The organism is Pseudomonas sp. TE3899, from assembly GCF_056279105.1.
This window is the reverse complement of sequence record NZ_JBWBQR010000001.1, coordinates 4,781,044-4,804,196: the sequence shown is the minus strand read 5'-3', so window position 1 is coordinate 4,804,196 and position 23,153 is coordinate 4,781,044. Positions and strand designations below refer to the sequence as shown.

General features: G+C 62.1%; 18 protein-coding genes and 1 pseudogene. 16 read left to right on the top strand and 3 right to left on the bottom strand.

The genetic code is table 11. The features are described from left to right. The first annotated feature begins 6 nt into the window (after nt 1-6). The 5 genes and pseudogenes from ACZ89E_RS21855 to ACZ89E_RS21835 all read left to right on the top strand — a co-directional run bounded on the left by ACZ89E_RS21855 (nt 7) and on the right by ACZ89E_RS21835 (nt 11,181). Nucleotides 7-7,317 (top strand): Ig-like domain-containing protein, encoded by a 7,311-nt coding sequence (locus ACZ89E_RS21855; RefSeq protein ID WP_476256434.1) that lies wholly within the window; start codon nt 7-9, stop codon nt 7,315-7,317. Between the two features lie 42 nt (nt 7,318-7,359). Continuing rightward, nucleotides 7,360-8,878 (top strand): annotated as a pseudogene (locus ACZ89E_RS21850) (TolC family protein). Beyond that, complete coding sequence (gene cysC / locus ACZ89E_RS21845; protein WP_463259026.1) at nt 8,862-9,467, top strand: adenylyl-sulfate kinase; 606 nt, start codon at nt 8,862-8,864, stop codon at nt 9,465-9,467. The pseudogene ACZ89E_RS21850 and the gene cysC overlap by 17 nt, the downstream one beginning before the upstream one ends. Then, nucleotides 9,464-10,249, top strand: a complete 786-nt coding sequence (locus tag ACZ89E_RS21840) for an aspartyl/asparaginyl beta-hydroxylase domain-containing protein (RefSeq protein ID WP_476256433.1) — start codon at nt 9,464-9,466, stop codon at nt 10,247-10,249. Before cysC ends, ACZ89E_RS21840 begins: the two co-directional genes overlap by 4 nt. Continuing rightward, nucleotides 10,237-11,181 (top strand): sulfotransferase family protein, encoded by a 945-nt coding sequence (locus ACZ89E_RS21835; RefSeq protein ID WP_476256432.1) that lies wholly within the window; start codon nt 10,237-10,239, stop codon nt 11,179-11,181. The genes ACZ89E_RS21840 and ACZ89E_RS21835 overlap by 13 nt, the downstream gene beginning before the upstream one ends. A gap of 181 nt (nt 11,182-11,362) precedes the next feature. Here the strand turns inward: ACZ89E_RS21835 and ACZ89E_RS21830 are convergent, their stop codons facing one another. From ACZ89E_RS21830 to ACZ89E_RS21820, 3 genes are all read right to left on the bottom strand, one after another. Further along, on the bottom strand, nt 11,363-11,737 hold the full coding sequence (locus tag ACZ89E_RS21830; protein WP_476256431.1) for a DUF6124 family protein: 375 nt from the start codon (nt 11,735-11,737) through the stop codon (nt 11,363-11,365). Between the two features lie 408 nt (nt 11,738-12,145). Beyond that, nucleotides 12,146-12,904, bottom strand: a complete 759-nt coding sequence (locus ACZ89E_RS21825; RefSeq protein WP_133840018.1) for a slipin family protein — start codon at nt 12,902-12,904, stop codon at nt 12,146-12,148. Between the two features lie 2 nt (nt 12,905-12,906). After that, a complete protein-coding gene (locus ACZ89E_RS21820; RefSeq protein ID WP_476256430.1) occupies nt 12,907-13,440 on the bottom strand; it encodes an NfeD family protein in 534 nt (177 codons plus the stop codon). Between the two features lie 196 nt (nt 13,441-13,636). Between ACZ89E_RS21820 and ACZ89E_RS21815 the strand changes: the two genes are divergently transcribed. From ACZ89E_RS21815 to ACZ89E_RS21765, 11 genes are all read left to right on the top strand, one after another. Beyond that, nucleotides 13,637-14,098: an aminoacyl-tRNA deacylase gene (locus ACZ89E_RS21815; protein WP_149661540.1), complete on the top strand. Its 462-nt coding sequence runs from the start codon at nt 13,637-13,639 to the stop codon at nt 14,096-14,098. A gap of 119 nt (nt 14,099-14,217) precedes the next feature. Continuing rightward, entirely contained in the window at nt 14,218-14,463 is a 246-nt protein-coding gene (locus tag ACZ89E_RS21810) for a DUF2789 domain-containing protein (protein WP_463259033.1), read from the top strand. Nucleotides 14,464-14,608: 145 nt separating this feature from the next. Next, entirely contained in the window at nt 14,609-14,854 is a 246-nt protein-coding gene (locus tag ACZ89E_RS21805; RefSeq protein ID WP_133840022.1) for a type II toxin-antitoxin system prevent-host-death family antitoxin, read from the top strand. After that, nucleotides 14,844-15,125 carry a type II toxin-antitoxin system RelE family toxin gene (locus ACZ89E_RS21800; protein ID WP_133840023.1) on the top strand — a complete coding sequence of 94 codons (282 nt, stop codon included), beginning with the start codon at nt 14,844-14,846 and terminating at the stop codon, nt 15,123-15,125. The genes ACZ89E_RS21805 and ACZ89E_RS21800 overlap by 11 nt, the downstream gene beginning before the upstream one ends. Before the next feature lie 389 nt (nt 15,126-15,514). Further along, the gene (locus ACZ89E_RS21795; protein WP_149661544.1) at nt 15,515-15,943 is read left to right on the top strand and encodes a MarR family winged helix-turn-helix transcriptional regulator; all 429 of its coding nucleotides are present in this window, start codon (nt 15,515-15,517) and stop codon (nt 15,941-15,943) included. After that, nucleotides 15,940-18,012: an FUSC family protein gene (locus ACZ89E_RS21790; protein ID WP_149661545.1), complete on the top strand. Its 2,073-nt coding sequence runs from the start codon at nt 15,940-15,942 to the stop codon at nt 18,010-18,012. Before ACZ89E_RS21795 ends, ACZ89E_RS21790 begins: the two co-directional genes overlap by 4 nt. Further along, complete coding sequence (locus ACZ89E_RS21785; protein ID WP_054050271.1) at nt 18,009-18,218, top strand: DUF1656 domain-containing protein; 210 nt, start codon at nt 18,009-18,011, stop codon at nt 18,216-18,218. Before ACZ89E_RS21790 ends, ACZ89E_RS21785 begins: the two co-directional genes overlap by 4 nt. Next, complete coding sequence (locus ACZ89E_RS21780) at nt 18,215-19,108, top strand: efflux RND transporter periplasmic adaptor subunit (RefSeq protein WP_149661546.1); 894 nt, start codon at nt 18,215-18,217, stop codon at nt 19,106-19,108. Before ACZ89E_RS21785 ends, ACZ89E_RS21780 begins: the two co-directional genes overlap by 4 nt. Next, nucleotides 19,105-20,553, top strand: a complete 1,449-nt coding sequence (locus tag ACZ89E_RS21775) for an efflux transporter outer membrane subunit (RefSeq protein ID WP_476256429.1) — start codon at nt 19,105-19,107, stop codon at nt 20,551-20,553. The genes ACZ89E_RS21780 and ACZ89E_RS21775 overlap by 4 nt, the downstream gene beginning before the upstream one ends. Nucleotides 20,554-20,635: 82 nt before the next feature. After that, a complete protein-coding gene (locus ACZ89E_RS21770) occupies nt 20,636-21,271 on the top strand; it encodes an NADH:ubiquinone oxidoreductase subunit N (protein WP_149661548.1) in 636 nt (211 codons plus the stop codon). A 284-nt stretch (nt 21,272-21,555) separates the two neighbouring features. Then, nucleotides 21,556-23,061: a YdgA family protein gene (locus ACZ89E_RS21765; protein WP_149661549.1), complete on the top strand. Its 1,506-nt coding sequence runs from the start codon at nt 21,556-21,558 to the stop codon at nt 23,059-23,061. Nucleotides 23,062-23,153 lie beyond the last annotated feature (92 nt).

The following is a 23,153-nucleotide window of genomic DNA, read 5'->3' as shown; positions in this document are numbered from 1 at the left end:
AGCAGCATGTGGTGGAGCAAAGGCAAGTCACGGGTTACCGAAGGCGCACGGGCACTGGCTGCCCCCATGATCATTTCGCTGGAACCGCGCATGCTGTTCGACGGCGCGGTGGCAGCCACGGTGGCCGATGCCGCCCAGCCTGACAGCCATCCGACCACCGACGCCGCCAAAGCGCCGACTGCCGATCACCCGGTCGCCAGCAAGGACACCCACGGCCAGGCCGATGCGACACCTGCGCCGGCCGCCACGCCGGTTGCGGTGCCAGGGCAGACGGTGGTGTTCGTCGATTCGCGGGTCAAAGACTCGGACAGCCTGCTCAAAGGCGTCGCTCCCGGCACCCAGGTGGTGCAACTCGACGGCAGCAAGGACGGCTTGCAACAGATCGCCGATTACCTCGGCAGCCACCAAGGCATCAGCACGGTAGAAATCATTGCCCACGGCAACGCCGGGGATCTGTGGCTGGGCAGCACTTACCTGTCCGCCGATAACGTCGGCGAGCGCAGCGCGGTACTCGGGCAAATCGGCAAGGACATGAACGTCGGTGGCGACATCCTGATCTACGGTTGCTACACCGCCGAAGGTGATCGTGGCCTGAGTTTCGTCGACTCGATTGCCAGCATGACCGGCCGCGATGTTGCCGCGTCCACCAACCGCACCGGTGTGGGCGGCGACTGGAACCTGGAAATCGCAACCGGCAGCATCGAAAGCGTCAACGTGCTCTCGACCCAGTCCATGAGCGCCTACCAATGGGGCCTGGCGACCTGGACCGCGACCAATAACCTGGACAGCGGCGACAGTGCGTCCCTGCGCGGCCGACTGGCGCTGGCGCAGAACGGCGACATCGTCACGTTCAGCGCCAGCATGACCGTCAACCTGAACACCGAATTGCTGATCAATAAGAACGTCACCATCGACGGCGACCTGAACAACGACGGCGTGGCGGACGTGACCCTCAGCGGTCAATACAAAACCCGTGTCATCGAAGTCGCGTCCGGCAGCACCGTGTTACTCGACGGCTTGACCATCACCAAAGGCCTGGCGGCCGGCAATGGCGCCAACAGTGGTTTCACCGCTGCTGACGCCTTGGGCGGCGGGATTTCGAATGCCGGTAACCTGACCCTGAAAAACGTCACCGTGACGGCCAACGCGGCGTCCGGGGGCGGTGGCGGCGGTGGCGTGACGCCGATTTACGGCGGTGGTAGCGGTGGTGGTGGCGGCGGCGTTGGCGGAGCGGGCGGCGGTGCCGGCGGCAACACCACGGCACAGGGCCGGCCAACGTATTTCGGGACCGTGGGTGGTTCCGGCGCGGGCGGTATCGGCGGCAGTTATGACTCGATTCATCTCGGTGGTCGTGGCGGTGCCGTCAACGGTACCGGCGGTGCTGGCGGCACTTCCGGCACATCGGGCTACAGCGTTGGCGGCCATGGCGGTTCAGCCACCAACGGCACCATTACGGTCGGTGGCGGCGGTGGCGGCTCCGGTTGGGACAGGGTCGGCGGTATCGGCGGTTCAGCTGCGGGCGGCGTCTACAACTCCGGCACCTTGACCGTGATTGGCACCTCGCACATCACCGGCAACATCGCGGCCGGTGGCGGCGGTGGTGGTGGCGGCGGGATCGCCGGTGACGGCGGTAGCGCTGATCCCGGCGGTGCGGCCGGCCAAGGCATCGGCGGGATCTGGAACAAGGGCACGCTGATCATGACGGCGGCCAACTTCACGGCCCTGAACGGCAACGTCGGCGGCAGTGGCTCCGGCGGTGGTGCATCGGGCGGCGGCGCTGCGGGCAGCACGCCCTCGAACGTGACCAACCTGCGCAACGACGGCACCCTGATCAACAATTACATCGAGCCGCCCACCGCGACCATCGTCGTGGCCGACCCGACCTTAGGCATCGGCGAAACCTCCCTGGTGACCATCACCTTCAGCACCGCCGTGACCGGTTTCACCAACGCCGACCTGACCATCCCCAACGGGACGCTGAGCGCGGTGAGCAGCAGCGATGGCGGCGTGACCTGGACCGCGACGTTCACCCCGAGCGCATCGATCACCGACACCACCAACGTCATCACCCTGGACAACACCGGGGTGCAGAGCGTCAGTGGCAGTGTCGTGGGCATCGGCACCAGCGATTCCAACAATTACGTGGTCGATACCGTGCGGCCGACCGCGACCATCGTGGTCGCGGACAACGCGCTGACCGCCGGCGAAACCTCGCAAGTCACCATCACCTTCAGCGAAGCCGTGACCGGTTTCACCAACGCCGACCTGACCATCGCCAACGGCACGTTGAGCGCCGTGAGCAGCAGCGACGGCGGCGTCACCTGGACGGGCACGTTCACCCCGAGCGCCAGCATCAACGACACCACCAACGTCATTACCCTGGACAACACCGGGGTCAATGACTCGGCAGGCAATGCCGGCACGGGCAGCACCAACTCGAACAACTACACCGTGGATACCGTGCGCCCGAGCGCGACCATCGTCGTCGCCGACACCGCACTGGCCATCGGCGAAACCTCGCTGGTGACCATCACTTTCAACGAAGCGGTGACCGGTTTCACCACCGCCGACCTGACCGTGGCCAACGGCACCGTCAGCGGACTGAGCACCAGCGACGGCGGTATCACCTGGACCGCTACGCTGACCCCAACCAACGCGATAACCGACACCACCAACCTCGTCATCCTGGATAACACCGGGGTCAGCAGCCTGTCGGGCAACGCCGGCACGGGCACCACCAACTCCAACAACTACGGGGTTGATACCGTGCGGCCGACCGCCACCATCGTGGTCGCCACCTCCAGCCTCGCTATCGGCCAGACCTCGTTGGTGACCATCACCTTTTCCGAGGCAGTCAGCGGTTTCACCAACGCGGATCTGACCATTGCCAACGGCACGCTCACGGCGGTCAGCAGCAGCGACGGCGGCATTACCTGGACCGGCACGCTGACCCCGACCGCTTCGATCAACGACACCACCAACGTCGTGACCCTGGACAAAACCGGAGTCAGCGATCTGTCAGGCAACGCCGGCACGGGAACCACCAACTCCAACAACTACGTGATCGACACGGTTCGACCTACAGCGACCATCGTGGTCGCAAGCACCACGTTGGCCATCGGCCAGACGTCGCTGGTGACCATCACCTTCAGCGAGGCGGTCAGCGGTTTCACCAACGCCGACCTGACCATCGCCAACGGTACGCTGAGCGCGGTGAGCAGCAGCGACGGCGGCGTCACCTGGACGGCCACGTTCACCCCGAGCGCCAGCATCAACGACACCACCAACGTCATTACCCTGGACAACACCGGGGTCAGCGACTCGGCAGGCAATGCCGGCACGGGCAGCACCAACTCCAACAACTATGTCATCGACACGGTCCGACCTACGGCGACCATCGTCCTGGCCGACACGACCCTGAGTGCCGGCGAAACCTCGCTGGTGACCATCACCTTCTCCGAGGCGGTCACCGGTTTCACCAACGCCGACCTGACCATCGCCAACGGCACGTTGAGCGCTGTCAGCAGCAGCGATGGCGGCATCACCTGGACCGCGACCTTCACCCCGAGCGCGGGCGTCAACGATACGACCAACGTCATCACCCTGGCCAACGCCGGGGTGGCGGACCTGGCGGGTAATGCCGGCAGCGGCACCACCAACTCGGGCAACTACGTGGTCGACACCGTCGCGCCGAGCGCCACCATCGTGGTCGCCGACAACGCCCTGAAAATCGGCGAAACCTCGTTGGTGACCATCACCTTCAGCGAAGCGGTCAGTGGTTTCACCAACGCCGACCTGACCATCGCCAACGGTACGTTGAGCGCCGTGAGCAGCAGCGACGGCGGCGTGACCTGGACGGCGACTTTCACCCCGACCAGCGCGATCACCGACGCGACCAACCTGATCACCCTGGACAATACCGGCGTACAAGGCGTTTCCTCCGGCAACGTCGGCGTGGGTTCCAGCAATTCGAACAACTACGCCATCGACACCGTGCGGCCAACGGCTACCGTCGTGCTCGCGGATACCGCGCTGAAAATCGGTGACACCTCCCTGGTCACGTTCACCTTCAGTGAAGCGGTCAGCGGTTTCACCAACGCCGACCTGACGATTACCAACGGCACGTTGTCGGCGGTCAGCAGCAGCGACGGCGGCATCACCTGGACGGCGACCTTCACCCCGACCAGCGCCATCACCGACGCGACCAACCTGATCACCCTCGACAACACCGGGGTTCAGGATCTGGCGGGCAATGCTGGCAGCGGCACCACCGATTCCAACAACTACGCCATCGACACGGTCCGCCCGACGGCGACCATCGTCCTGGCCGACACCGCCCTGAGCGCTGGTGAAACCTCGTTGGTGACGATCACCTTCTCTGAGGCCGTGACCGGTTTCACCAATGCCGACCTGGCGATTGCCAACGGCACGTTGAGCGCCGTGAGCAGCAGCGACGGCGGCCTCACCTGGACCGCGACCTTCACGCCGAGCGTTGGCGTGAATGACGCGACCAACGTCATCACCCTGGCCAATACCGGCGTGGCTGACCTGGCCGGCAACGCGGGCACTGGCACCACTAACTCGGGCAACTACACCATCGACACCGTGCTGCCGACCGCCACCATCGTGGTCGCCGACAACGCGCTGAACATCGGCGAAACCTCGTTGGTGACGATCACGTTCTCTGAGGCCGTGACCGGCTTCAGCAACGCCGACCTGACGATTGCCAACGGCACACTTACGGGGGTGACCAGCAGCGATGGCGGCATTACCTGGACGGCGACGTTTACACCGACCAACGCCATCACCGACGCGACCAACCTCATCACCCTGGACAACAGCGGCGTGCAAAACGCCTCGGGCAACGCCGGCAGCGGCGTCACCAACTCAAACAACTTTGCCATCGATACCCAGCGTCCCACTGCGACCATCGTGGTCGCCGACGCGGCACTCGGCGTCGGTCAAACCAGCCTGGTGACCATCACCTTCAGCGAAGCCGTGACCGGTTTTACCAACGCCGACCTGTTGATCGATAACGCGACCCTGAGCAACGTCAGCAGCAGCGACGGCGGCATTACCTGGACCGCGACCCTGTCACCGTTGGCTGGCATCACCGACACCAGCAACATCATTCGCCTGGACAACACCGGCATTCAGGACCTGGCCGGCAACGCCGGTGCAGGCACCACCGATTCCAACAACTACGTGATCGACAGTCAGCGTCCGAGCGCCACAATCGTCATGGCTGATACCGACCTGCGGCCGGGCGAAACCTCGTTGGTGACCATCACCTTCAGCGAAGCCGTGACTGGTTTCGACAACAGTGATTTGAGCGTCGCCAACGGTACGCTGAGCAACGTCAGCAGCAGTGACGGCGGCATCACCTGGACCGCGACCTTCACCCCGACCGTGGGCGTGACCGATGCCACCAACCTCATCACGCTCAACAATGCCGGCATCAGCGACCTGGCCGGCAATGCCGGGACCGGTGTGACCAACTCAGCGAACTATGCGGTGGACACCGAGGTGCCAACGGCGACTATCGTGGTCGCCGACAACGCATTGAAAGTCGGGGAAACTTCAGGGGTGACCATTACGTTCAGCGAAGCGGTCAGCGGTTTCACTAACGCCGACCTCACCATCGCCAATGGCACCTTGAGCAACGTGACGTCGAGTGACGGCGGCATTACCTGGACCGCAACCTTCACCCCAACCGTCAACGTGACCGACACCACCAACCTGATCAGCCTCGACAACAGCGGCGTGACCAATGCCTCGGGCAACAGCGGCGTGGGCGTGACCGACTCCAACAACTACGCCATCGACACCGCGCGGCCGACCTCGACCATTGTTGTGGCGGACAGTCGCCTGGGCATCGGCTCGACCACCACGGTGACCATCACCTTCAGCGAAGCAGTCTCGGGTTTCGACCTGTCGGACCTCAGCGTGGCCAATGGCACCCTGTCCAACCTGCTCAGCAGTGACGGCGGAACCACCTGGACCGCGACCCTGACGCCGACGGCCAGCATCAACGACACCACCAACCTGATCATCCTCGACAACAGCAACGTGACGGACCTCGCCGGCAACACCGGCAGTACGATTGCGATCTCCAACAACTACATCCTCGACGCCACCCGGCCAACCGCGACCATCTCGGTCGCCAACCCGAACCTGGGCATCGGCCAGAGCACGCTGGTGACCTTCACCTTCAGCGAAGCGGTGAGCAATTTCGACCTGTCGGACCTGAGCGTGACCAACGGCGAGTTGAGCAACCTGGCGAGCACCGATGGCGGCAAGACCTGGACCGCGACCTTCAAGCCAACCGCCGGCGTGACCGACCCGAGCAACTTCATCGCACTCGATACCAGCAACGTCACCGACCTGGCCGGCAACACCGGCACGGGCGTGGCGGTGTCCAACAACTACGCCATCGACAGTGAACGGCCGACCGCCACGGTGGTGGTGGCCAACCCGAACCTGGGCGTGGGCCAGACCTCGCTGGTGACGTTCAGCTTCAACGAAGCGGTGAGCGGTTTCGACCTATCCGACATCAGCGTGGCCAACGGCACCTTGTCCAACCTGGCGAGCAACGACGGCGGCAAAACCTGGACCGCGACCCTGACGCCCACCAGCAACCTCAGCAACGCCAACAATGCGATCAGCCTCAACGTCGCGGGCGTGACCGATGGTTCGGGCAATGCCGGCAGCGGCACCAGCCAATCCAACGGCTATGCGATCAACACTGTGACCGCCCCGCCGACGACAGTCGTGGTGGTGCCGGCGGATCCGGAATTCCGCACGCCGGCACCGGTGATCGTCATCGATCAACCGCACCTGCCGCTGCAACCGGTGATCTTCGCCGCACCCACCGGCACGCTGGCCTCGCCACTGACCTTTGCGCCGTTGTTCGAAGATCGGGTGCTGGGCGACGGTATCCGGCCGCTGGGGGACATCTTCATCAACCGTGGCGCGCTGGCCCCGAGCTTCATCGCTCAGGTCTTTGCCAGCAGCGACAGTGCCGGCGATGGCTCGGGGCACGGTTTCCTCGGGTTTGGCGGCGGCGATGGCGGGGTGTTCGGCACCAGCACGTTGTCGAGCCTGTTCCATCAGGACAGTGGCGCCGAGCGCGATTCGCTGAATTCATTCGGCAATCATTCGATCCGTAGCGGCGATGTTTCCCAGGGACTGCGTGGCGTATTTGGCGCGCCGAGCCTGACCCAGCAATTACAAGAACTCAAAGACACCGAGCAGCGGCAGGTCAGCCTTCTGGCCGCAGCTTTGCAACAGGCCGGCATCAGCGAAATGCAGGCTTGAACACACACCTAATACAGTGCGGCACCTAGGGGCGATCCAGGGATGAAAAGAAGTCATAAGTTATTCGGCGCCAGCCTGCTGGCGCTTGCAATCAGCGGATGTGCCGTCAAAAGTGAGCCGATTGAACGCAGCGTGAGTGAGCAACGCGCCAAAAGCGATATGCAAACCATGTACACCGGCCAGGAGCCGCTCAATGGCCCGCTGACCTTGCACCAGGCCATGGCTCGCGCGGTGAAATACAACCTCGAAGGCCGGCTCAAGATCATGGAAGAGGCCCTGGCCAAGCGCCAACTCGACCTCGCCAGTTTCGACATGCTGCCGCGCATGGCCCTCGATGCCGGCTATGCCGGGCGCAGCAACCAGGGCGCCTCCAGCAGCCAAAGCGTGCTGACCGGCACCCAGTCCCCTGGAACCGTCGACCTCCCAGGACCGCGACCGTCGCGTCGCCGACCTGACCATGGTGTGGAACGTCCTCGACTTCGGCGTCAGCTACATCAGCGCCAAGCAGCAGGGCGACCAGCGTCTGATCGTGCAGGAACGCCGGCGCAAAGTGATCAACACCATCGTCCAGGACGTGCGCTCGGCGTATTGGCGCGCGGTGGCTGCCGAACGTTTGCTGACCCAGATCGACAGCCTGACGGCGCGGGTCGATACGGCGCGCAAAAACAGCCAGAGCATGAGCGATCAACGCATCGGCGATCCGGTGGTTGCGTTGGGTTACCAGCGCTCGCTGATCGAAGCGACCCGCCAGTTGCAGGAACAGCGCCGCGCGTTGTCCCTGGCCAAGACCGAACTGTCGACCCTGATCAACCTGCCGATGGGCACCGACCTGAAACTGGCGACCCCGGATGACTACACGATTCCGCAATTGAAAGTCGGCATGGCCAGCCTCGAGCACGAAGCCCTGGCCAGCCGTCCGGAACTGCGCGAGCAGGATTACCAGACCCGCATCAGCACCGCCGAAACCCGCAAAGCCATGCTGCGGCTGTTGCCAGGGTTGGAGTTTTCCGCTGGCGGGCATTACGACAGCAACTCGTTTCTGGTCAACGACAAGTGGGCCGACTACGGCGTGAAGCTGACCTGGAACCTGTTCAACGTGATCTCTGCCCCGGCGGCCATCAACGTGGCCAAGGCCGGCGAAGAAGTGGCCAAGGCGCGGCGTCAGGCGATGTCGATCGCCGTGCTGGCGCAGCTCTACGTGGCCAACGCCAACTACCAGGAAGCGCTGCATCAATTCCAGACTAACCAGGAACTGTCGAGCATCGACGGGCAGATTCTTGGCCAGTTGCGTAACCGCCATCAGGCGGCCGGCATCGGCGAACTGGATTTGATCCAGGGCGAACTCAACACCTTGCAGGCGGATTTGCGTCGGGACCTGTCCTACGCCGATCTGCGCAATGCGTACGGCCAGATCTTCGCCAGCGCCGGGCTCGACCCGATGCCGGACGAAGTGCAATCCACCGAAGTCCAGTCCATCGCCACCGCGTTGGCCAATCGTGAAGCCGCGTGGGCGTCGGGCAACATTGCGGTGCCGGTGGCGGCGCATGCCCCAGCTCAATAACCTGCGGGCGCCGACCGCCAGCATCAGCCGTGCCCAACGCGAGGCCCGCAACGGCCATCGCGGCACGGCGATTCTGCTCACCGGTTTGCCGGCGGCGGGCAAGTCGACCCTGGCCCAGGCGCTGCACGCCGAGTTGTTCGAACGCGGGGTGCAGAGCGTGGTGCTCGATGGCGACGGGCTGCGGGTCGGGCTCAATCGCGATCTGGGCTTTGCCGATAGTGATCGTCAGGAAAACATTCGCCGTGCCAGTGAACTCGCCGCGTTGCTGGTGGAGAACGGGCAGATCGTGATCCTGGCGATGATTGCGCCATTGGTGGAGTTGCGAGAAATGTTTGCCCAGCGCCTGGGCGAGGACTACCGCGAAGTCTGGTGCAGCGCCTCCCTGGCGGTGTGCGAACAGCGCGACCCGAAAGGTCATTATGCCCGCGCCCGGCGCGGCGATCTGGCGGGGTTCACCGGCGTTTCCGCGCCTTACGAAACACCACCGTGTGCGTCGCTGGTGCTCGACACCGGCGTGCAGTCGGTCGAGGCCTGCCTCGACCGCTTGCTGACCTGGCTCGGCGAATGCGCGGTGCTGCCAAAACGATGAGCCGAGCCGCGTTCTCGCGTTTGCCGGTGACGGTGGATTTGCCGTTGCTGTTGCAAGCGTTGGCGGCGGTTGGTGAGGACGAATGGCACGGGCATTTCAACACGGCTTACTTTGCGGGTGAGTGGAGTGGCGTGGCGCTGATTTCGGCGGCGGATGCGTTGACTGAATTGTCGCCGGGCCTGGGTGAGCCGCTGTTGCGCGCGCCGTGGTTGCGCGATGGCCGCTGGCAGCAAGCCTTGCGCGACCTGTCGTTGGAAATCATCTCGGCGCGCCTGTTGCGGCTCGGTCCGGGCGGGCACATTCATGAGCATCGTGACTATGACCTGGGCGCGCCGGGGGCGGATTTGCGTCTGCACATTCCGTTGCTGAGTCCGCCGCAGGTGGATTTTTTCCTCGATGGCCAGCGCATGCCGATGGCGGCGGGGGAATGCTGGTTTCTCGATTTGTCGCGGCCGCATCGGGTGGACAATCGCGACACTTCGGCGCGGGTGCATCTGGTGCTTGATTGCCGGCCCGGTGCGTGGCTGGAGCAGGCGATTATCGATGGGGGGCCGACGACGCCTGCGCCTGATGTTGGGGAGGGTGCTTTGCAGCAATTTCAGCGGTTGGTGGCGGGGGATGCCGGGCTTTCGAAAGCGTTGCAGGGCTTGGCCGACACCGAGGTTTTTATCGCTCGTACTTTAGAACTGGCGGCGGAGCGAGGCCTGGTGTTTTCCCGGGAAGAACTGCGGGCGGCGATGCGCAACGGCCGTCGCCAATGGAATGAACAATGGAACGCCTGAACCTGGAAGGGTGGTTGCCGATTCGGGTCTGGCAGCCGGCCGGCGAGTGGCAGGTGGATTGGTGCTGGTTTGGTGATACGCCGCTGCATCAGCCGTTTTTTCGCGAGGCCGTGGACGATGCGCTGCGGTTGCCATTCAACCAGGCGTTTCGTCGGCAAACGCCGTTGGCCGCTCTCGGTGAGTGGCAGGCCGAGAGTCCTGGGTTGGCGCCGAGTGCGTTTATTTTTCATGCGTCGCGGTGTGGTTCGACGTTGATCAGTCAGATGCTGGCCCGGCTCGATAATCACATCGTCATCAGCGAACCGCCGCCGCTGGATGCCTTGCTGCGCAGCGATTTGCCTGCCGTTGAACGGCGTGTCGCCATCGAAGGATTGCTGTCCGCCTATGGTCAGCGGCGTTGCGGTTCGGAGCAGCGGTTGGTGATCAAGCTTGATGCCTGGAACATTGCTGAATTGCCGTTGTTGCGGGCGTGTTTTCCTGAGACGCCGTGGATGTTTTTGTACCGCGATCCGTTGGAAATTGCCGTTTCACACCTGCGCCGTTCGGGCATGCACATGGTGCCGGGAATGATTGGCGCGAGTGGGCTGGATGACGAATTGCCGGTTGAGAGCCGCGAGGATTACATCGCACGGCGGTTGGGGCGGTTGCTGTCGACGGGGTTGGCGCATTGCCGGGAGTTTGGGGGATTGGTTGTTAATTACAGCGAATTACCGGACGCAATGGCGGGGCGGTTGGCCGGGTTTTTCGGGTTGGATGATGGGCAGCGCGAGCAGGTGTTTGCGGCGGTGGGGCGGCATGCCAAGCAGCCATCGGAAGTGTTTGTCGGGGACAGCGACAGCAAGCGTCGCGAGGCTTCGGCGTTGTTGATCGAGCGGGTGGAGCGTTGGGCGCGATCGCCGTACCAGGCGCTGGAAACGGGGCGTCAGGTCTGACGCCTTCGCGGGCAAGCCTCGCTCCTACGGGGCGGAGGTGTTTGCAAAATTTTCGTTGATCGTTCCCACGCTCTGCGTGGGAATGCCTCAAGGGACGCTCTGCGTTCCAGCTCCCGAATGGGACGCAGAGCGTCCCGGGCTGCATTCCTTTGCTGCGCGTGGGAACGATCAGGTGTAACGGCTAAACCTTGGCCTCAGCCTTCGCCTCATGGTGATCCAGCACCCGCTCCACCAACAACTGCACGCCATCGGTCAAACGGCTGATCGCCAGGGCCACCGAACGGAGTGAGCCTTCCACGTCGTCCGCCAGGCCGGCCGCGATGGCGCTGATGGACAGCAAGTCTTCGGACGCATTGGCCAGAAGGGCTTCGGGGTCGTCGATGTCCGGGGCGACGGTGAAGAGTTGGTATTTGCGGCGCTTGGCGGGTTTTGCATCCGCTGGGGGGAAGTAATGGGCGAAGGCGCGGTCGGCGGCTTCTTTCATTTTTATGGCGTCGAGTGCTTCGGGGGAATCGGTTCCAGAGTTATCTGGAGGATTCGGAGTAACTTTGTGCATATAAAAATCCTAAACAGTAAGTGGAGGCCGTCACCGTTCGCTTGCACGCGAATGGGGTGGCGGCCGAGCGCAGGTGTGCAAGACCGGGACTGTTTAGGACACCCAGCAGATCCGAGGATCTCCTGCGCGCAGCCGCCATAAAGCAGCGAACCGATAAAGGCTCGTTGGATACATAGCAGTTGCAACCTAAACAGTTTCGTCGGACTTGCACGTCCGTGTCACCGTTTATTCAGTGACAAAGCCAGACTAGACCTGGCTCCGGGCTGGAACAAGTTCACGAACACCACTACAACTTGAAGGAAATCTCCGACGGGATTGCCGGACGTTGGTGCCTGTAGGAAAGATCAGAAGATCGCAGCCTTCGGCAGCGCCTACGCGCCTGTGGGCGCCGCCGAAGGCTGCGATCTTTTAAGGTTTCGACGACAAATCCGCCATCCCCTTCAACAACTCAATCGGCAACGGAAAGACAATCGTCGAACTCTTGTCCCCGGCAATCGAACTCAACGTCTGCATGTACCGCAACTGCATCGCCCCGGGCTGACGCCCGAGCATTTCCGCGGCTTGCATGAGTTTTTCCGACGCCTGCAATTCACCCTCGGCGTGGATCACCTTGGCCCGCCGCTCCCGTTCCGCCTCGGCCTGTTTGGCGATGGCGCGGATCATCGATTCATTGAGGTCCACGTGCTTGATCTCGACGTTGGCGACCTTGATCCCCCAGGCGTCGGTCTGGGCGTCGAGTACTTGCTGGATGTCCACGTTCAGCCGCTCGCGTTCGGCCAGTAATTCATCGAGTTCGTGTTTACCCAACACCGCGCGCAGTGTGGTTTGGGCCAATTGGCTGGTGGCCATGAGGAAGTCTTCGACCTGGATAATTGCCTTCTGCGGGTCAAGCACGCGGAAGTACAGCACGGCGTTGACCTTCACCGAGACATTGTCCCGGGTGATCACGTCCTGGGGCGGGACGTCGAGGACGATGGTGCGCAAGTCCACACGCACCATTTGCTGCACCGCCGGAATCAACAGGATCAAACCGGGGCCTTTGACCTGCCAAAATCGCCCGAGCTGGAACACCACCCCGCGCTCGTATTCACGCAGGATGCGAAAGGTCGACCCCGCCAGTGCAATCGCCAACAGCAGTAGCGCGGCAAAACCCAGTTGCAAGCCCATGGTTATTCTCCACCCGGCGCCGCGTCAGCCGCGGCCACTTCCAGCAGTAATCCCTTGCGCGCCACCACCCGGACCCATTGCCCGGGTTGCAGCGGTGTGGCGCTCTGTACTTGCCACTGTTCGCCTTGCAGGTGCACCCAGCCGTTATAGGCACTGCCGGTCTGCAACGTCATCACCGGCGTGACGCTGCCCACCAGTCCGGCATCACCGCTGACGTTTTCGCGCGGTCGGGTTTTCAGGGCATGGATCACCAGGAACACCAGCAACAGCGCGCTGACCAGCCCCAGGCCGATCATCAACGGCACCGGCACGTCGGTGTTGGTCAGAATCACCGCGCCGGCCACAAACATCACCAGCCCGCCGAGGCCGATCACGCCGTAATTGGGCAACGTGGCCTCGGCCACCAGAAACGCGATGCCGAACACGATCAGCCACATACCGAGGGGATCGGGCACGAACAGCACAACGGCGTCCGCCGCGAAAACCGATCCGCTCAGGGCCAGCAGCAACGCCACCGCACAACAACGAATGTTCACGTGACCCTCCGGGAGAGTCGGGGTGCTCTGTCTACAGTCTAGCTGAGCCCTCAGTTGTACGAATTTTGACCAGTTATTGACGGTGTTCCGGCCAGCAGATTTCCCGCGCACTGACGCCAGCGGGCCTAGACTTTCAGGGGTGAGAAGCGGTTTAACCATCGTCCGCGAAACGTTGTTGCGGACACCGAGGTGCATCATGCGTATGGCAAGAACGGTGCAGGAGAGCCTCAACAAGGCTCACTGCGAATTCGACATCGTCACCCACCCGCACTCGGCCAGCAGCCTGGAAACGGCTCGCGTGGCGAATATTCCTGCCGAACGGGTGGCCAAATCGGTGATCCTCGACGACCACCACGGCCACTACCTGATGGCCGTCCTCCCCGCCAGCCGTCACCTGGACCTGAGCAAAGTGCGCGGCAGCGGCGAATGGCAAATCACCCGGGAAAGCACCCTGGCCCACCTGTTCACCGACTGCGAACGCGGCGCAGTCCCGGCGCTGGGCGAGTCCTATGGCATGGACATGGTCATCGACCCATTGTTGACCCGGCAGAAAGACATCTACCTGGAGGCCGGCAACCACAACAACCTGCTGCACATGAGCATGCCGGAGTATTTGAGGATGGTGCCGCATGCGGAGGTTTGTGAGTTGAGTCATTAGGTTTACGGTGTCAGTGATATCGCCTTCGCGGGCAAGCCTCGCTCCTACAGGGGACTGCGTTCTCCTGTAGGAGCGAGGCTTGCCCGCGAACAATTTTCCTACCACCCAGGAGCCCCACCATGGAATCCCCAACCCACAGCCTGCCGTCCCTGTTCAAACAACTCGGCCTGGACAACGATCCGGTCAGCATCGATAAATTCATCGCCACCCATTCACCGCTCAAACCCGAACTGCACCTGGCCGACGCGTTTTTCTGGAGCGAGAGCCAGGCGCAATTTTTGCGGGATGAAATTCTGGATGACGCGGATTGGGCGGAGGTGGTGGATCAGTTGGATGTGTTGATGAGGAAGGGGCGGGGGGTGTAAAAAAATCTGAGAGAAAATGGCGAAATGTAAAAAAAACTGGTGATTGGTAAAAAAATCTTAGGCTAAGGCTGTGCAGTAAGTTTTTTCTGAGTTGCTCGGCGGGGATCAATAGACCAGAATAACGACCTTAATTGAGGTCTTAATTATGCAAAATGTTCTGGCCGACATTGCTGTCAGCGTGTCCGAGTTGAAGAAAAATCCATCAGCGGTACTGAACGGCGCCCATGGCGGGCCCGTGGCAGTGCTGAATCACAATCGCGTCATGGGCTACATGGTTCCGGCCGATGTTTTTGAGTCCATGATGGAACGCCTCGATGATCTTGAGTTAGCCGAAATTGTTCGCTCACGCAGGCATGAAACCCCGATCCCGGTAAATCTGGATGACCTATAAGCTCGAATTCCTGCCGTCCGCACGCAAGGAGTGGGACAAACTGGGTCATACACTGCGCGAGCAATTCAAAAAGAAACTGGCCGAGCGACTTGAGCTTCCGCGAGTGTCGTCGGATTCGCTGCACGGCATGCCTGACTGCTACAAAATCAAGTTGCGGTCAGCGGGGTACAGGTTGGTGTACGAGGTTATCGATGAGCGTGTGGTGGTTTCCGTAGTGGCAGTCGGCAAGCGTGAGCGCAGTGCTGTCTACGACCGAGCAAAGCAACGCTAACAGGCCTGACCTATTGACTCTGCCGCTTGCGCCCGTCTCGCGGCAAATTCACTTTCGATTTCTTCATTGCTAAGGCCTTCGCCCTTCAACGATCGCCGTGCCGTGTCTACTTTCCGTTGCAAGAAGCTGACGTACTGCTTTGAAACTGCGAAATCCGAGGTGTTTTCGAGTTTTGATGCAGATCGTTTTGTCATTGATTCGATCCTCAGTCGGGTCGTAAAGCGTTACGGGATCCGAATGCTATGGCAATTTCTGACTAGGCCAGGCGTGATGCCCTCCCACGAATTTGTTTCAAAACTTGACCACCCTTTCCCTCGAATGCGATATTGATAGTTAGCAAACTAACAGTGTGTCATTCCCCCGTGCCAAAAAACCTCGACGCTCTCCAGATGAACATCAGCAGTGCCATGGTGGTGGCCGCCAGGCATTGGCGCAAGATCTGCCAGACCACGCTGGTCAATTATGGAATCTCCGAAGCCTGCGCCGTCCCGTTGTTGATGATCGGGCGTTTGGGGGAGGGTGTGCGGCAGGTGACGGTGGCGCAGGCGGCGGGGATGGAGAGTCCGTCGTTGGTGCGTTTGTTGGATCAGTTGTGCCATTCCGGGTATGTGCGCCGTACGGAAGACGCCCACGACCGCCGCGCCAAATGCCTGAGCCTGACCGACACCGGTCGCGAGTTGGTGCAAGCGGTTGAAGTCGAGTTGGTGCGTTTGCGTCATGAGGTGCTGGAAGGCATCGACCAGAATGATCTGGAAGCCGCATTGCGTGTGTTGCGAGCCTTTGAAGCCGCCAACCCACCGCTGGTGATCCACCCGTGAACGGTTTCTGGACAGGCGTTCCCCCGGCGCGGGACTGGTTCTACGGTGTGCGTACTTTCGCGGCGTCGATGATCGCGTTGTACATCGCCATGCTCATGCAGATGCCGCGCCCCTATTGGGCGATGGCCACGGTGTATATCGTTTCCAGCCCGTTTGTCGGCCCGACCAGCTCCAAGGCGTTGTACCGTGCGGTCGGCACGTTCATGGGCGCAGCGGCGGCGGTGTTTTTTGTGCCGATGTTTGTGCAGAGCCCATGGGTGCTGGTGGTGATCATCGCGTTGTGGACCGGGACGTTGCTGTTCCTGTCCCTGCATCTGCGCACCGCCAACAGCTACGCCTTGATGCTCGCCGGTTACACCTTGCCGCTGATCGCGTTGCCGGTGCTGGATAACCCGCTGGCGGTGTGGGACATCGCCGAGGCGCGCACCGAAGAAATCTTCCTCGGTATTGCCGTGGCGGCGGTGGTCGGTGCGATGTTCTGGCCGCGACGGCTGGCGCCGGTGTTCAACGATTCGGTGAATAAATGGTTCACCGACGCCTCGACCTACAGCCTGCGTTTCCTCACTCGCCAGGTGAAACCCGAAGAAGTCAGCGCCCTGCGCTCGGCGATGGTCACGACCTTCAACAGCCTTGAATTGATGATCGGCCAACTGCCCCACGAAGGCGCGCGGCCGCAAACGGTGCGTAATACCAAGGAACTGCGCGGGCGGATGATCCACTTGCTGCCGGTGATCGATGCTCTGGATGACGCGCTCTACGCCTTGGAGCGCCGCACCCCGGAGCTTGTGGATAAGTTCGCACCGCTGCTGACCGCGACCACTGAATGGCTCAATTACAAAGACGCCGACCTCAACCGCTGGCAAGCGCTGAAAGATCAACTCGAAGCCCTGCAACCGAGCGCCGAGGCGCTGGATGATCGCAAGCAGCTGCTGTTCTCCAACGCCCTGTATCGCCTCGGCGAGTGGATCGATTTGTGGCAAGACTGCCGCAGCCTGCAATACGCCATCCAGTGCGAAAACCAGGGCAGTTGGCGCGCGGTGTATCGGCACTGGCGCCTGGGTCGCCTGACGCCGTTTCTCGACCGTGGGTTGATGCTCTATTCGGCGTTGTCGACGGTCAGCGCGATCATCGTCGCCTCGGTGCTGTGGATCCTGCTCGGCTGGACCGACGGCGGCAGCGCGGTGATTCTGGCGGCGGTGGCGTGCAGCTTCTTCGCCTCGATGGACGACCCGGCGCCGCAGATTTTCCGGTTCTTTTTCTGGACCGCGATGTCGGTGTTGTTCGCCAGCCTCTATCTGTTTCTGGTGCTGCCTAACCTGCACGATTTCCCGATGCTGGTGCTGGCGTTTTCCGTGCCGTTTATCTGCATTGGCACCTTGACGGTCAAGCCGCAGTTTTACCTGGGCATGCTGCTGACGCTGGTGAACACTTCGTCGTTTATCAGCATTCAGGGCGCCTACGATGCGGATTTCCTCAGCTTCTCCAACTCCAACCTGGCGGGGCCGATTGGTTTGTTGTTCGCGTTTGTCTGGACCCTGATTGCCCGGCCGTTCGGCGCGGAACTGGCGGCCAAGCGCCTGACCCGTTTCAGTTGGCGCGACATCGTCAGCCTCACCGAACCGGCGACGCTCTCCGAACACCGCAAGCTGGGCGTGCAGATGCTCGACCGGTTGATGCAGCACTTGCCGCGTCTGGGTCTGATCGGCCAGGACACCGGCGTCGCCCTGCGGGAAGTACGCGTGGCGCTGAACCTGCTCGACCTGCTCGCCTACACCCCGCGGGTGCTCGGCGTGCCGCAAGTGCTGCTGCATCAAGTGGTGGCCGAAGTCGGCGAGTACTTCAAGGCCTGCCTCAAGGCCGGCGAGCGCTTGCCGGCGCCGAGCCCGTTATTGATGACCATGGACCGCGCCCGTCGCGCCCTCAACATCGAGTGCGATGACGGCGCCCGGCTACATTTGCTGCACGCCTTGAGCGGACTGCGCCTGGCGTTGTTGCCCGGGGTCGAATTCGTCGGCACACCACAACTTGAAGAACCACTGCCCCATGGCATCGATGGAGCGCCTTTATGATCGGTGATCTGGATATCAGCGGGGTGTTCCTGCCCACGCTGCTGGTGCTGATGGGCATTACCTACCTGTTTTACCTGTTGGTGCACGGGGTGCTCACGCGCCTGCACTTTTACCGTCTGGTCTGGCACCGGGCATTGTTCAACGTGGCTCTCTACGCTTTGCTGCTCGGCGCCGTGGACTCACTCAGTCGATACCTGATGACATGAAAAAACCTTTTTTGACCATTGGTCGCGTGCTGCTGACCTTACTGATCGTGTCCTTCGCCGTCGTCGTGGTCTGGCGCATGGTGATGTACTACATGTTCGCGCCCTGGACCCGGGACGGGCACATCCGCGCCGACATCGTGCAGATCGCCCCGGACGTGTCCGGGCTGATTCAGCAAGTGCAAGTGCGCGACAACCAGTTGGTGCAGCGCGGCCAAGTGCTGTTCAGCATCGACCAGGACCGTTTCAAACTGGCCCTGCGCCAGGCGAAAGCCGCCGTGGCGGACCGCGAAGAAACCCTGGCCCAGGCCCAGCGCGAGGCCAAGCGTAACCGTGGCCTCGGCAACCTGGTGCCCGGCGAGCAACTGGAAGAGAGCCTGTCGAAAGTCGCCCGGGCGCAGTCGGCCTTGGCCGAAGCGCTGGTGACCGTGGACAGCGCCCAGCTCAACCTCGACCGCTCGACCATCCGCAGCCCGGTGGACGGCTACATCAACGACCGTGCGCCCCGCGCCCAGGAATTCGTCACCGCCGGGCGCCCGGTGTTGTCGGTGGTGGACAGCAATTCGTTCCACATCGACGGCTATTTCGAAGAAACCAAACTGGACGGCATTCATGTCGGCCAAGGCGTGGATATCCGGGTGATCGGCGACCGTGCTCGCTTGCGCGGGCATGTGGAAAGCATCGTCGCCGGCATTGAAGACCGCGACCGCAGCAGCGGCAGCAACTTGCTGCCCAACGTCAACCCGGCGTTCAGTTGGGTGCGCCTGGCGCAGCGGATTCCGGTACGGATTGCCTTCGACGATGTACCGGCGGATTTCCGCATGATTGCCGGGCGCACCGCGACGGTGTCGATCATTGATGACAAAGACAAAACCGAGGAGCCCGCGAAATGAGCAAAGCCTCGGCTTTGGCGGTGGCCGGGTTAGGCCTGTTGCTGTCGGCGTGTCAGGTGGTCGGGCCGGATTATCACGTGCCGGACGACGCGGCCCTGCACCGTGAAGACTTGCAGGGCAACCTCGCGCCGAACGACAAAGACGTGGTGTCGGCGCCGGTGCCCAGCGACTGGTGGCGCTTGTATCAGGACCCGCGTCTCGACCAATTGGTGGAGCAGGCCATGGCCTCCAACACCGACCTGCGCGTGGCGGCGGCGAACCTGTCCCGGGCCCGGGCGCAGGTGGATGAAGCGCAAGCGGCGGGCGGCTGGAGCGGCGGCGTGAAGATGGGCGCCCAGCGTTTGCAGGAGTCCGGCGAAGCGTTCCTGCTGCCGGAAAAGGTGCCGGTGGCCAACGTCGGCGATATCGGCATTACCACGTCTTATCAATTCGACCTGTTCGGTACTTTGCAGCGCGGGATCGAAGCGGCCAAGGCCAATGCCGACGCCACCCAAGCCGCGGCGGACACGGCGCGCATCACCCTGGTGGCGGATGTGGTCCGGGCGTACACCCAGGTCTGCGCAGCGAATGAAGAACGGGAAATCGCCCAGCATTCCCTCGACCTGCAAGCCCAGAGCACCACGTTGACCCAGCGTCTGCGCGATGCCGGGCGTGGCGATGAAACCCAGGTCACCCGTTCGCAGACCCAGTTCAAATCCCTGCGTGCCGACATGCCTCGTTATGAAGCGGCGCGTCAGTCAGGGCTGTTCCGCTTGTCGATGCTGCTGGCCAAACCCCTGGATCAACTGCCGGCCGGCACTGACAGCTGCGCCGAACTGCCGAAGATTGCGCAATTGTTGCCAGTGGGTGACGGCGCCACGCTGCTCAAACGCCGTCCGGATGTGCGTCAGGCCGAGCGTCGTTTGGCTGCCGCAACCGCCGGTATCGGCATTGCCACCGGCGAGTTGTACCCGGACATCAGCATCGGCGCGACCGTCGGCACCGTCGGCCTGCTGGAAAACCTCGGCAAACCGTCGGCCAACCGCTGGGGCTTCGGCCCACTGCTGAGCTGGACCGTACCGTCCAACGGCTCCCGCGCACGAATCCGCGAAGCCGAAGCCTCGACTCAAGGTGCGCTGGCGCATTTTGACGGCGTGGTGCTCAACGCGATTCGCGAGACGCAAACCGGTCTGGCCCAGTACTCCGCGCTGCTGCAACGCCGGGATGCCCTGGCCGACGCCGAGCAGTCGGCACAACTGGCGGCGGACCAGACCCACCGCTTCTTCCAGGCCGGCCGCGCGTCGTTCCTGGCGGACCTGCAAGCCACCCGCACCTACACCGATGTCACCGCACAACTGGCCTCGGCCAACACCCAGGTCGCGATGAGCCAGATCGATTTGTTCCTGGCGCTGGGCGGCGGTTGGGAAAGCGGACGAACGCAAGCGTCACAACCCGGCAAACCCTGAGGCCGTTGCTATGCTTTGACTTGATGAGGTCGCGTGACGACTTCATCAGTCAAGGCTCGCGTTGGTCATGGGGACTCTAATAATGAAAAACCCTTATGCTCCCGGCTTCTGGTGCGCTATTGCGGCATTAGTCCTGCTGTCGGCCACCTATTTCTACGGCATCATGCTCGCCCACCAGATCGACAAGGCGCTGGTGTTCCTCGACAGCGCGGCGGCCTTGATTGCCGTGATGTCCATCGTCGTGGTCGCCTGGGCGTCGGTTCAGGGCACGCGCATCAAACGAAGACACCTCGAACAAGGCAAGACGCTGGTGCTGATTTGGGACACCAAAGTCGCGCTGCGTCGGGTCGAAACCGTGTTCGACCGCTATTTCTGGGGCAGCTACTGGCAACCGGGGCGCACGTTCCAGGAAGTCATGGGCGAACTCACCGGCACCCCGCTGGAAAAAAGCCTTGAAGCGCTGAAAACCCAATGCCTGGCGCTGGACAAGCAAGTCACCGAAGAAGGCTGGCACTGGCTCAACAACGCCCGCGAACTCTCCGACGTGGCCAACGCCATGGCCCGCGAACGCTATCAACTGGACTTCTGCGACCCGCGCGCGGAAATCACGGGCGGGGCGGTGATCAATCGGGATTTTGAAGTGTTGGTCTATACGTGGACGGCGCGGCTTAAGAGCTTTGATCATCAGTTGGATGAGATTGAAGTGCAGTATTCGTGAATCGTTGTTGTCTGGGCTGACGCCTTCGCGGGCAAGCCTCGCTCCTACAGGGGATCGCATCTCCCTTGTAGGAGCAAGGCTTGCCCGCGAAGGCGTTTTCATGAGCACTGAAACTCTCGACCCCCGCCACCTGTCCATAGACACTCTTTCACCTTTAAACATTGGGCCCTGCGCCCCCGCAAATGCTAATCTCCACCGCACTTTTGCGCAGTCGTGACCACGACCCGTCATGGGTTCAGGGAAGACGACCACTTTTTCAACAACGGACATTGATCGGGTAATTCATGAATAAATCAGCAGGCGTGCTTCTTGGAATTGTCGTCGCCATCGGTGCGATCAGCGCCGGCGGTGCCTGGTACACCGGCACTAAACTGGAAGGCGTGCTCAACGCCTCGGTTGCAGACGCCAACAAAGAACTGCAAACCGCGCTGGTAGGTTCCAATGGCACGGCGTCTCTGGAGCTGGTGTCCCTGGAACGTGGCGTGTTCAGCAGCACCGCGCATTACCGCCTCAAGGGCGAAGGCGAGATGTTCGGCGGTGCGCCGGTCGAGTTGCTCTTCGTTGATCGTGTCGAACACGGCCCGCTGCCGTTCTCGCGCCTGGCTTCGTTGAAATGGTTGCCGGTCATGGCCACCAACCACTTCGAGCTGGAAAAGACCCCGACCACGGAAAAATGGTTCGCCGCCGCCAACGGCCAGTCGCCGGTCAAAGGCGTGGTCAACATCGGTTACGACAACTCCACCAATGGCAATTTCGAATTGCTGCCGCTGGAAGTGGCGCTGGATGACAAGTCCAGCCTGAAGTTCTCCGGGCTGAACATGGACATCGCCGCCAACGCCCAGGCCCAGAAGGTCAAGGCCAACGGCTACATGGACAGCCTGAAGCTGACCACCGTGTCTGAAGATCAGGCGCCCGTGACGGTCGAGCTGAATGGCCTGACCCTGGCCAGCAACCTGGTGAAAAGCACCTATGGCTACTACACCGGCGAAAACACCCTCGAGCTGACCAGCAGCAAGACCACGTTCGGCGCCAAGCAGTCGATCGTCGGCGTCAACAAATTCGAAATGAAGAACCAGACCGAAGAATCCGGCACCAGCGCTTCCGGGCGTGCGGATTACAAGGTGGGCGAAATCTCGTTCAACGGCAAAACCGTCGGTTCGGCGCAGATGGCCATGAGCCTGAAGAACCTCGACATCCCGTCGACCATGTCGCTGATGCAGATTTACCAGACCAAGTTGCAGCCATATGAAAAAGCCGCCGCCGAAGCTGTCGCCGCCGGTCTGCCAGCCCCCGAGCTGAACCTGACGCCGGAAGAAGAAAAACAGGTCAAGGCCGGCCTGGAAAAACTGCTGGCCGCCGGTCCGCAGTTTGCGCTGGAGAACCTGTCGTTCAACACCGCCAACGGTGAAAGCCGCGCCAACCTGGTGGTCGACCTGACCAAACCAGCGTCCATGGACCTGCCACCGGATCAATTGGTCCGCCAGTTGATTGCGCTGCTGGACTTCAATCTGCAAGTGTCCAAGCCAATGCTCGTTGACCTGCTCAGCGTCCAGGCACAAGCCGATGGCCAGACCGACCCCAAGACCATCGTCGACCAGGCTACGGCTACCAGCGACATGTTCAGCAGCATGGCCGTTGGCACGCAATTGGCCAAACTGGACGGCACCAACGTCGTCACCAAACTGCATTACGCCAACAATCAGGTCGAATTCAACGGCCAGAAAATGACCGTTGAGCAGTTCGTCGGCTTCGTGATGGGCAAGCTCGGTGGTGCTGGGCAAGTCCAGTAACACCCCGGCAATACAGCGCAACGCCCGGCCTCTGTGCAACGCAGACGCCGGGCGTTTTGCTGTCTGGCGTTTGAGCGTGGCTGCAGCGTGAC

What these genes read in the sequence shown, in the direction of transcription:
- ACZ89E_RS21795 (WP_149661544.1), top strand. Translation starts at nt 15,515, where the DNA reads ATGAACATCAGCAGTGCCATGGTGGTGGCCGCCAGGCATTGGCGCAAG.
- ACZ89E_RS21810 (WP_463259033.1), top strand. Translation starts at nt 14,218, where the DNA reads ATGGAATCCCCAACCCACAGCCTGCCGTCCCTGTTCAAACAACTCGGC.
- ACZ89E_RS21855 (WP_476256434.1), top strand. Translation starts at nt 7, where the DNA reads ATGTGGTGGAGCAAAGGCAAGTCACGGGTTACCGAAGGCGCACGGGCA.
- cysC (WP_463259026.1), top strand. Translation starts at nt 8,862, where the DNA reads ATGCCCCAGCTCAATAACCTGCGGGCGCCGACCGCCAGCATCAGCCGT.
- ACZ89E_RS21785 (WP_054050271.1), top strand. Translation starts at nt 18,009, where the DNA reads ATGATCGGTGATCTGGATATCAGCGGGGTGTTCCTGCCCACGCTGCTG.
- ACZ89E_RS21835 (WP_476256432.1), top strand. Translation starts at nt 10,237, where the DNA reads ATGGAACGCCTGAACCTGGAAGGGTGGTTGCCGATTCGGGTCTGGCAG.
- ACZ89E_RS21800 (WP_133840023.1), top strand. Translation starts at nt 14,844, where the DNA reads ATGACCTATAAGCTCGAATTCCTGCCGTCCGCACGCAAGGAGTGGGAC.
- ACZ89E_RS21815 (WP_149661540.1), top strand. Translation starts at nt 13,637, where the DNA reads ATGCGTATGGCAAGAACGGTGCAGGAGAGCCTCAACAAGGCTCACTGC.
- ACZ89E_RS21775 (WP_476256429.1), top strand. Translation starts at nt 19,105, where the DNA reads ATGAGCAAAGCCTCGGCTTTGGCGGTGGCCGGGTTAGGCCTGTTGCTG.
- ACZ89E_RS21825 (WP_133840018.1), bottom strand. Translation starts at nt 12,904, where the DNA reads ATGGGCTTGCAACTGGGTTTTGCCGCGCTACTGCTGTTGGCGATTGCA.
- ACZ89E_RS21805 (WP_133840022.1), top strand. Translation starts at nt 14,609, where the DNA reads ATGCAAAATGTTCTGGCCGACATTGCTGTCAGCGTGTCCGAGTTGAAG.
- ACZ89E_RS21830 (WP_476256431.1), bottom strand. Translation starts at nt 11,737, where the DNA reads ATGCACAAAGTTACTCCGAATCCTCCAGATAACTCTGGAACCGATTCC.
- ACZ89E_RS21840 (WP_476256433.1), top strand. Translation starts at nt 9,464, where the DNA reads ATGAGCCGAGCCGCGTTCTCGCGTTTGCCGGTGACGGTGGATTTGCCG.
- ACZ89E_RS21780 (WP_149661546.1), top strand. Translation starts at nt 18,215, where the DNA reads ATGAAAAAACCTTTTTTGACCATTGGTCGCGTGCTGCTGACCTTACTG.
- ACZ89E_RS21765 (WP_149661549.1), top strand. Translation starts at nt 21,556, where the DNA reads ATGAATAAATCAGCAGGCGTGCTTCTTGGAATTGTCGTCGCCATCGGT.
- ACZ89E_RS21770 (WP_149661548.1), top strand. Translation starts at nt 20,636, where the DNA reads ATGAAAAACCCTTATGCTCCCGGCTTCTGGTGCGCTATTGCGGCATTA.